This is a genomic window from Streptomyces sp. WG7, from assembly GCF_049975785.1.
Taxonomy (GTDB): domain Bacteria; phylum Actinomycetota; class Actinomycetes; order Streptomycetales; family Streptomycetaceae; genus Streptomyces.
This window is the reverse complement of record NZ_JBNGGE010000118.1, coordinates 1-3281: the sequence shown is the minus strand read 5'-3', so window position 1 is coordinate 3281 and position 3281 is coordinate 1. Positions and strand designations below refer to the sequence as shown.

Genomic DNA, 3281 nt, shown 5'->3' with positions numbered 1-3281 from the left:
AACACAGTGGACGCGAGCAACTGAGGACAAGCCCTCGGCCTATTAGTACCGGTCACCTCCACACCTTGCGGTGCTTCCAGATCCGGCCTATCAACCCAGTCGTCTACTGGGAGCCTTAACCCCTCAAGGGGGTGGGAGTCCTCATCTCGAAGCAGGCTTCCCGCTTAGATGCTTTCAGCGGTTATCCCTCCCGAACGTAGCCAACCAGCCATGCCCTTGGCAGGACAACTGGCACACCAGAGGTTCGTCCGTCCCGGTCCTCTCGTACTAGGGACAGCCCTTCTCAAGACTCCTACGCGCACAGCGGATAGGGACCGAACTGTCTCACGACGTTCTAAACCCAGCTCGCGTACCGCTTTAATGGGCGAACAGCCCAACCCTTGGGACCGACTCCAGCCCCAGGATGCGACGAGCCGACATCGAGGTGCCAAACCATCCCGTCGATATGGACTCTTGGGGAAGATCAGCCTGTTATCCCCGGGGTACCTTTTATCCGTTGAGCGACGGCGCTTCCACAAGCCACCGCCGGATCACTAGTCCCGACTTTCGTCCCTGCTCGACCCGTCGGTCTCACAGTCAAGCTCCCTTGTGCACTTACACTCAACACCTGATTGCCAACCAGGCTGAGGGAACCTTTGGGCGCCTCCGTTACTCTTTAGGAGGCAACCGCCCCAGTTAAACTACCCATCAGACACTGTCCCTGATCCGGATCACGGACCCAGGTTAGACATCCAGCACGACCAGACTGGTATTTCAACGACGACTCCCCCTGAACTGGCGTCCAGAGTTCACAGTCTCCCAGCTATCCTACACAAGCCGAACCGAACACCAATATCAAACTGTAGTAAAGGTCCCGGGGTCTTTCCGTCCTGCTGCGCGAAACGAGCATCTTTACTCGTAGTGCAATTTCACCGGGCCTATGGTTGAGACAGTCGAGAAGTCGTTACGCCATTCGTGCAGGTCGGAACTTACCCGACAAGGAATTTCGCTACCTTAGGATGGTTATAGTTACCACCGCCGTTTACTGGCGCTTAAGTTCTCAGCTTCGCCCCACCGAAATGGAGCTAACCGGTCCCCTTAACGTTCCAGCACCGGGCAGGCGTCAGTCCGTATACATCGCCTTACGGCTTCGCACGGACCTGTGTTTTTAGTAAACAGTCGCTTCTCGCTGGTCTCTGCGGCCACCCCCAGCTCACGGAGTAAATCCGATCACCAGAAATGGCCCCCCTTCTCCCGAAGTTACGGGGGCATTTTGCCGAGTTCCTTAACCATAGTTCACCCGAACGCCTCGGTATTCTCTACCTGACCACCTGAGTCGGTTTAGGGTACGGGCCGCCATGAAACTCGCTAGAGGCTTTTCTCGACAGCATAGGATCATCCACTTCACCACAATCGGCTCGGCATCAGGTCTCAGCCTTATGTGCGGCGGATTTACCTACCGCACGGCCTACACCCTTACCCCGGGACAACCACCGCCCGGGATGGACTACCTTCCTGCGTCACCCCATCACTCACCTACTAACCGCTTGGTTCGGCGGCTCCACCACTTTCCATTCCCCGAAGGGTCCGGAACGGCTTCACGGCCTTAGCATCACGATGCTCGATGTTTGACGCTTCACAGCGGGTACCGGAATATCAACCGGTTATCCATCGACTACGCCTGTCGGCCTCGCCTTAGGTCCCGACTTACCCTGGGCAGATCAGCTTGACCCAGGAACCCTTAGTCAATCGGCGCAAACGTTTCTCACGTTTGTATCGCTACTCATGCCTGCATTCTCACTCGTGAACCGTCCACAACTCGCTTCCGCGGCTGCTTCACCCGGCACACGACGCTCCCCTACCCATCACAGCCGGCGTTGGCCGTATTGCTGCAATGACACGACTTCGGCGGTACGCTTGAGCCCCGCTACATTGTCGGCGCGGAATCACTAGACCAGTGAGCTATTACGCACTCTTTCAAGGGTGGCTGCTTCTAAGCCAACCTCCTGGTTGTCTGTGCGACTCCACATCCTTTCCCACTTAGCGTACGCTTAGGGGCCTTAGTCGATGCTCTGGGCTGTTTCCCTCTCGACCATGGAGCTTATCCCCCACAGTCTCACTGCCGCGCTCTCACTTACCGGCATTCGGAGTTTGGCTAAGGTCAGTAACCCGGTAGGGCCCATCGCCTATCCAGTGCTCTACCTCCGGCAAGAAACACACGACGCTGCACCTAAATGCATTTCGGGGAGAACCAGCTATCACGGAGTTTGATTGGCCTTTCACCCCTAACCACAGGTCATCCCCCAGGTTTTCAACCCTGGTGGGTTCGGTCCTCCACGAAGTCTTACCTCCGCTTCAACCTGCCCATGGCTAGATCACTCCGCTTCGGGTCTTGAGCGTGCTACTAAAACGCCCTATTCGGACTCGCTTTCGCTACGGCTTCCCCACCCGGGTTAACCTCGCAACACACCGCAAACTCGCAGGCTCATTCTTCAAAAGGCACGCAGTCACGACGCAAGGACAAGTCCTTGCGCGACGCTCCCACGGCTTGTAGGCACACGGTTTCAGGTACTATTTCACTCCGCTCCCGCGGTACTTTTCACCATTCCCTCACGGTACTATCCGCTATCGGTCACCAGGGAATATTTAGGCTTAGCGGGTGGTCCCGCCAGATTCACACGGGATTTCTCGGGCCCCGTGCTACTTGGGTGTCTCTCAAACGAGCCGCTGATGTTTCGACTACGGGGGTCTTACCCTCTACGCCGGACCTTTCGCATGTCCTTCGCCTACATCAACGGTTTCTGACTCGTCCCACGGCCGGCAGACCGTAGAAGAGAGATCCCACAACCCCGCACACGCAACCCCTGCCGGGTCTCACACGTATACGGTTTAGCCTCATCCGGTTTCGCTCGCCACTACTCCCGGAATCACGGTTGTTTTCTCTTCCTGCGGGTACTGAGATGTTTCACTTCCCCGCGTTCCCTCCACACTGCCTATGTGTTCAGCAGCGGGTGACAGCCCATGACGACTGCCGGGTTTCCCCATTCGGAAACCCCCGGATCAAAGCCTGGTTGACGACTCCCCGGGGACTATCGTGGCCTCCCACGTCCTTCATCGGTTCCTGGTGCCAAGGCATCCACCGTGCGCCCTTAAAAACTTGGCCACAGATGCTCGCGTCCACTGTGCAGTTCTCAAACAACGACCAACCACCCATCACCCCGAGCCAGCAGCTCGAGTGCACTGGGGCCGGCACTGAAAGCAGGCCATACGGCCGTACCCTCAGACACCCAACAGCGTGCCCG

1 rRNA gene is annotated in these 3281 nt (G+C 57.4%); it reads right to left on the bottom strand.

Annotated elements, in window-relative coordinates:
- Positions 1-22: 22 nt before the first annotated feature.
- Positions 23-3142 (bottom strand): 23S ribosomal RNA (locus ACP4J0_RS38250).
- Positions 3143-3281 lie beyond the last annotated feature (139 nt).